Source organism: Flavobacterium sp. (genome assembly GCF_029242675.1).
In the GTDB taxonomy this organism is placed as follows: domain Bacteria; phylum Bacteroidota; class Bacteroidia; order Flavobacteriales; family Flavobacteriaceae; genus Flavobacterium.
On sequence record NZ_JAQWTM010000038.1, the window covers coordinates 1 to 6,698 of the forward strand.

Consider the following 6,698-nt stretch of genomic DNA (forward strand, 5'->3'; position numbering starts at 1 on the left):
AGGGCAATCTCTACTTTGTCAATGTTAGGATGTGATTCTAGATTTTTTTTTACCCTTGCTACACATCCAATACAACCGATTCCATTTATTTGAAATTTTTGTTTCATTGATTTTAGTTTTTAGTGATGTTTATGATCTTTAGATTCTACGCTAGGTATTTCTTTATTAAGTTCTTGTTGCTTTTGCTCGTGTTGGGAATGGTTACCACCACCATGATTATGAGATCCGTGAGGTATAAACAAGTGAATTGCAAACATTAAGAGGATGAAAATAAAAAGGGATGAACTGCTTCTAATACCAAATGCTGGGGCTAAAAATATAAGCAGTAGTGGTAACCCGCAGCCGATGATCATCCAAATCAAGTGATTATTTTTCATTATTTGTATTTTTAGAATTTAAAAATTAATGATGGTCAGTATGGTCTTTATCGGTTGGCATATTCAACTTATTCATACCCTGCATATCCATGCCTTTTTCTCCCATCATCTTTGTGCAAGATTTGATGCAGTCTTCGCTCATCATTCCTCCCTGATGCATCATTTGCATCATTGACTGCATCATCTTGGGGTCTTTCATCATTCCGTTCATCATTGAGTGCATCATTGTACTATCTTTCATCATCATTTGCATGCCTTCTCCTTGCATCATGGCGCCTATCATTTTTGGATCACCCTGCATCATTTGCATACCTTTCCCTTGCATATTCGCCATAAATTCTGTCATAAATTGTGGGTTTTCTGCAATGGTTTTGATGATTTCGCTCCTTGTTTTTGAATTTTGAAGCATCGTTTTTACATCGCTTTTTTGATTGCAACTGCTTAAGCTTAACAACCCAATTGCAGATAAAATAATTACTAGAGTTTTCATATTGTTTGTTTTAAATTAAGATTTATCTTTGTAAGATTAATTGGCTGATTTAAGAAATTCTTCAATTTTAGTTATTTCTTTTTCAGTTAGATTTGCCCGTACTCTCATGTGAAGGCTGATGGTCTCCCAATCGGTATCATTATAGTCTGCGGGTGAAGGTGCTAAATGGCATCTGTTACAGGCTTCTCCCCACATTTGCGCGCCAGATTTTTCAATTTTAAATTCCTTATCTACATCTGCAACATCTGTATATTTATCCTTTGCAGAAGAACAGCTCACTATTATTCCTCCTGTTACAATTAGTATTAAGCCTATTAAAACTATTTTATGTATTATTTTCATATTGTTTTCTTTTAAATAATTTTATTAAAATCCAATCGCCCAATGTAAATACAGCCCATTTTGGTTATAATCTCCAATTACATCATGTCCGCCCGTTCCAGTAATAGTTTGATAATTTAATTTAATTAATGATCTCCAACTTATCCAATAATTTAGACCAATTGAATATTCTTTCTTCTCCGTTTGCCAACCTGACCCAATAGGCGTTTTTAATTTCGAAATACGATTAACCAATTCTAACTTACTAAAAAAACTATTTTCTAACATAGTTGGTCTATATGACAATTGTGCATAATAAGAATAACTGTTGTTATTAAAAGTTAAATTTTCAACAACACCAGGAGTTTCTTCAACTCTGTAGGTCATATTATCAACTGTTGAGTTATTGTATTGTGCTTTTACATCAATAATACCAATAATTACCGGTAATTGTTTTACAAACGAAAAATCAAACGCATATAAATTTGCTCCCAAGTTTTCGTAGATACTACCTCTATCTCCAACTTTTGAAGTTGTATAATAAGATGCTCCAATTTCTGTAGAAGAATCATCAAATGGTAAAAAGCCTATTCTTCCACCAAATGCTCTACTATTGTTATTGTCTTTTAAGTTCTCAAAAGTTAGCATACCTGCTTCCAATGGTTCTTCACCGGTAGGTGTTTTTAAACCTGGTCCATTGGTGTTATACACGGCGTAGTTTAAGGTAGAACTACCTATATTAAAAGCACCTCTTAATTCAACACCAACTCCAGTACTCGGAGCAATACCATCATGACCAAATCCCAAAGGTTTTGTTGACATTTTGTTTATCCAAGCAGGATGAAGACGTTCCATAAAAGTACCAAAAGGAAGTAAAAATTTACCTGCTCTCACAGTCATATATTTATTAAGAACGTACATAACATCTGCATATTCAAGCCCAACATCTAAAGACCCACCAGTTATTTGAAATTCTAATTCAGATTCAAACATCAATTTATCCGAATGTTTAAATAAAAAGATAGGTGCAAAAGTACCTCCATTATAAGTTGATGCTTTTTCTCCATTGGTTTTAACAGATTCGAGGCCTGTATGACCATAACCGCGAATCATGAATTGAGTTTTACTCGGTTTATACCCTTTTTTTAATAAAGCAACTTCAACTAACGAATCTAATTCATTACTTTTAATATAATCTTGAGCGAAAATTGATGCTGTAGAAATAAATAATAATAATAATATTAAAATAATTTTTTTCATAATAATAGTGTTTAAAGCGTTATTATTTAAGGGTTCTTATATAATTAATAATTTCCCAACGCTTTTTCTCTGGTATTGAGTTTTTGTAACTTGCCATTGGAGCACGACCTTCGGCAATTTTCCAGAAAATTGCACCATCTGACTGTGACTGAACTTCTACGCTAGTTAAATTTGTGGGCTTAGGTGTTAAACCTGCACCTGCCACACCATCTCCTTTTCCTTTTGGGCCATGGCATACAAAGCACATTGCTGTGTAAAGTTTCTTGCCAGAAGCAGCTGCATTGCCATCGTCCTTAAGTGGATTAACAATTTTATCTGCAGTAGCTGGAGCGACCCATTTTTTTTGTTGAATAACTTCGTACTTATTTACTGGTCGATAATTAAAACTCACAAGTAATAAATAAAGTAAACTAGTAAGTGTTAGACTGATTACGACTTTTTGTTTCATTTTCATTTTTTTTTAAAATTAGTTATTGTGACAGTTTTTAACTGGCATAATTTTCGTTGTATTTTATATAATTTCATCATAAAATTTGCGTTCCCAACTTTCTGAATTTTTATAATCAGTCATGCTCATTCCTATTATTTCTCTGAACTGTCTTGATAGATGGTTAATACTACTATAGTCGAGTTGATATGCGATTTCTGAAAAAGAATATTGCTTTAACTGGATAAGTTCCTTTGCTTTTTCAATCTTTAATTTGATAAAATATTTTTCAATAGTTGTTTGCTCTATCTTCGAAAATAGTTTACTCAACGTTTTGTATTCTCGATGCAACAAAGAAGAAAGAAGTTCAGATATGTTCACCTTAATTGATAATGGTAAATCGACTATTAATTCGATAAGTATTATTTTTATTTTTTCAATTAGCATTTCGTCTTCATTTTGCACAATTTCAAAACCATTGGACTGAAGAACTTTGAAAATGCTTGACAATAAAGTTGGATTTATATTTTTGTCTGTTTTCACGATAAGTTTTCCTAGCTCTAAGGACAGTATAATAACCTTAAGTTTTTCGAGCTCTTGTTTGATAACTGTAAGGCAACGACTACATACCATGTTTTTAATCCAAAATTCTTTCTGCATACTCATATTACAATCGATTTAATTCAAATAATTTAGTTAACATTATAATTGCCAATACAATCATAATTTCATTTTCGACCGAAAGAGCTTTTTGATCGTGATTAAGGTATCTCCTTCAGGTATCAGGGCAATCTCTACTTTATCAATACTAAGATATCATTCTAGAGTTTTCTTTACCCTTGTAACACATCCACCACAACCGATTTCGTTTATTTGAAATTTTTGTTTCATTGATTTTAGTTTTTTAGATGCTAGGCATTTATTTACTGTGTTCTTGATGCTCTCGATCGTGCTTAAAATGATGATTTTTTCCTTTCAAAAATAAATATGTACCTTGCATAGACAGCTATTCTTTGTTCTAATGTATTCAAATTTACAACGGAAACATTATAATTAATATGATATTTATCAGGTTTAGAAATTCTATCTTTTTAATGTTAACTATCTTATTTTCAATGCTCAATACTCATTATTTAGATGTTCCGCCAGACCCAAATATTTTTATATCGCTACTTCGTATAATTCACAATTAGTGCCTTTTAAAGGTGTGTCTCCTTTCAATCAAGAAAAAAAAAAAGTAAGAACAACATAAACTGTTTTTCTTACTTTTAATTAAATCTTAATATTTTGTTGCTAACAGTGCAATTAAGGCAAAGTGTTTTACTTTTTGATGAAATTTTACTATTGATTTCAATAAGTGACATGGAATAACCATTATACACAATACGACAAGTTAAACAAGTAGTAATATATTCTTTTGAAATTTTCATGATTTAGCACTTATATTGTTATTTCTAACAATTATGTTACTATGTAAAACTATAAATTTAACAATTGTTTATATAGTATAATTTTGTATTGTTTTAGTATAATTTACAGATTATCAAAGTCATTATACTTCTGATATTTTTATTTTTTTAAAGTTAGTAGCAGTTAATCCTGTTACTTTTTTAAATTGCTTACTTAAATGAGCTACACTACTGTAGTTAAGTTGAAGTGCTATTTCACTTAATGAATGTTCGTTATAAATTAATAATTCTTTGGCACGTTCTATTTTTTGAGTAATAAAATAATGTTCAATTGTTATTCCATTTGCAACTGTAAAAAGATTACTTAAATAGTGAGAATTTTGATTTAATTTTTCGCTGAGGTAGTTTGATAAATTTATTTTTAAAAATGCTTCTGGCTGATTTACTACCTCTAAAATTAACGTTTTTATTTTTTCAATGGTTTGGCTTCTTTTATCGTCCATAAGTTCAAGTCCCATTGATTCTAAATTTTTAATCAATTCGGCTTTAACTTTATCAATAGAATCTTCTTTAATAGTAATTTCTCCCATTTCGATAAATACAGGGTGAAGTCCAACTTTTTCTAACTCTGATTTCACCATCAATTTACAGCGGTAACAAACCATATTTTTAATATATAACTTCACTATTACTCTTTATCTTGTAAACGATCAATCATATCGTTCATCTGTTTGATTTCTTTTTCTTGAGCAATGATAATCTCTTCAGCTAATTTTTTGACTTCAGGATCTTTAAAATCTACATTACTACTGGTCATAATTGCTGATGAATGATGAGGAATCATTGCCTTCATATATTGTATATCTCCAATAAAAGTTTGAGTTCTCAGTAAATACAATGTTCCAAAAAACGTCATTGTGGAAAAGGCAATTATTCCTAGATTAATTTTACGATTTGGATACATCTTCCACATGAATAATAGCATAGTAATTGCCATTGCAGCAATCATTAAAGTGGTCATGTAAAAACGGGTAATACTATTAAAAATGTGACTAAATGCTTCCAAGTTTAAAAACATTATTGAATACATGATTCCGAATGAAACCGCCATAATTATGGCAAATTTTTGATAAGGATTATTCTTTGATTGCATGTTATCTTTTTCCATGTTTTGATGTTTTTATAGTTAATTGCTAATATAATAATCAATTAGATTTTTAAATTATGATATTATTATAGAATCAACACTAGAGATTTTTAACTCGGTTTTTTTCAATAGGCTGTAAGACCTTACTGTTATAATCTTTTTTAAAGTTTTCATTTAGTTATAGGTATGAGTAATTTGTGTTAAAATTAGAAGCGTACAGAAAGTCCACCGCCAGCACCGTAGCGATTGTCGTAACTTCCCATCAAGGATATGTTTCTTGATATAAAGTATTCTGCTCCTGCGCTCCAAACGGTTTCTGGAACGAAGTCCTTGTTGATTGGTAAAGTATTTACAAGACCTAAATCTATTTGATATTCATAGTACCCAAAAACTGAAAATTTTGGGAAAAGCATGATGCTTCTTCCTAGCGAAATTCTAGGTCTCAATTCATTATCAATTCGTGCATCGAGTGCAAATAAATAGGGTGTCAGATAGCGCAGACCAACAACTGCCGTTGTATTAAACTTATCTAAACTTTTACGAGTTTCATTTTCTATGTTTACACCTCCAAAGACACGTAAATAATCATGTAAATAGTATTCATATGTTAGTTCTCCTTCTAGATTTTTGTTCCATCCGTACTCAAAGGAGGCATTGAATTGGTTTCTAATATTGGAACTTACAACATTAATAGCTGTAAAGTTCGATGCTACGTCGACCATTCCCCAAGTATAGTACTTATTTGTTTCTGCTATTAGGTCTGCTACTGGATATCCTTTCATTCTTACATCTCGAGGTGTATCATAGCTTATAACCCTAGCCATTCCACCCATCATATGATATAATATATGACAATGGAAAAACCAGTCGCCGTATTCGCTACCGTAAAATTCAATTGTTACTTCCTGCATTGGCGGTACATTGACTGTATGTTTTAGAGGTGAATATTCGCCATTTTTATTAATTACTCTAAAAAAGTGACCATGTAAATGCATAGGGTGATGCATCATTGTTAAATTGTTGAGTGTTATTCTAGTTACTTGATTTCCCTTAATATTAATTTTATCTGTTTCAGACAGTGGTACACCATTCATACTCCAAATGTAACGATTCATGTTTCCTGTAAGGTTTAACAAAATTTCTGTTACAGGAATACTTTTATCATAGGATGTTTTCTGTGGGGATTTTAGATAGTCATAATTATATTCTGAAAACAAATCCATTCCTTTCATTGTAGAATCCGTTGCCATATCCATTTGCTTTTGGT

At 31.1% G+C, this 6,698-nt stretch carries 10 protein-coding genes; all 10 read right to left on the reverse strand.

Translation table 11 applies throughout. From position 1 onward, the window contains the following. Positions 1-107 (reverse strand): heavy metal-associated domain-containing protein (locus P8M54_RS01520; protein WP_300284244.1); only part of this gene is annotated, 107 nt, incomplete at its 3' end. A 12-nt stretch (positions 108-119) separates the two neighbouring features. Further along, positions 120-377, reverse strand: coding sequence for a hypothetical protein (locus P8M54_RS01525; protein WP_300284217.1), 258 nt, complete (start codon positions 375-377; stop codon positions 120-122). A gap of 25 nt (positions 378-402) precedes the next feature. After that, positions 403-867 (reverse strand): hypothetical protein, encoded by a 465-nt coding sequence (locus tag P8M54_RS01530; RefSeq protein ID WP_300284220.1) that lies wholly within the window; start codon positions 865-867, stop codon positions 403-405. A 36-nt stretch (positions 868-903) separates the two neighbouring features. Further along, positions 904-1,209: a hypothetical protein gene (locus P8M54_RS01535; protein WP_300284223.1), complete on the reverse strand. Its 306-nt coding sequence runs from the start codon at positions 1,207-1,209 to the stop codon at positions 904-906. 24 nt (positions 1,210-1,233) lie between these two features. Further along, positions 1,234-2,448, reverse strand: coding sequence for a hypothetical protein (locus P8M54_RS01540; protein ID WP_300284226.1), 1,215 nt, complete (start codon positions 2,446-2,448; stop codon positions 1,234-1,236). Positions 2,449-2,470: 22 nt separating this feature from the next. Beyond that, positions 2,471-2,896 carry a cytochrome c gene (locus P8M54_RS01545; protein WP_300284229.1) on the reverse strand — a complete coding sequence of 142 codons (426 nt, stop codon included), beginning with the start codon at positions 2,894-2,896 and terminating at the stop codon, positions 2,471-2,473. Between the two features lie 63 nt (positions 2,897-2,959). Further along, positions 2,960-3,541: an AraC family transcriptional regulator gene (locus P8M54_RS01550; protein WP_300284232.1), complete on the reverse strand. Its 582-nt coding sequence runs from the start codon at positions 3,539-3,541 to the stop codon at positions 2,960-2,962. An 886-nt stretch (positions 3,542-4,427) separates the two neighbouring features. Further along, complete coding sequence (locus P8M54_RS01555) at positions 4,428-4,970, reverse strand: AraC family transcriptional regulator (protein ID WP_300284235.1); 543 nt, start codon at positions 4,968-4,970, stop codon at positions 4,428-4,430. A 2-nt stretch (positions 4,971-4,972) separates the two neighbouring features. Then, positions 4,973-5,452: a DUF305 domain-containing protein gene (locus P8M54_RS01560; RefSeq protein ID WP_300284238.1), complete on the reverse strand. Its 480-nt coding sequence runs from the start codon at positions 5,450-5,452 to the stop codon at positions 4,973-4,975. A 185-nt stretch (positions 5,453-5,637) separates the two neighbouring features. After that, on the reverse strand, positions 5,638-6,698 hold a 1,061-nt coding region (locus P8M54_RS01565; RefSeq protein WP_300284241.1), incomplete at its 5' end, for a multicopper oxidase domain-containing protein.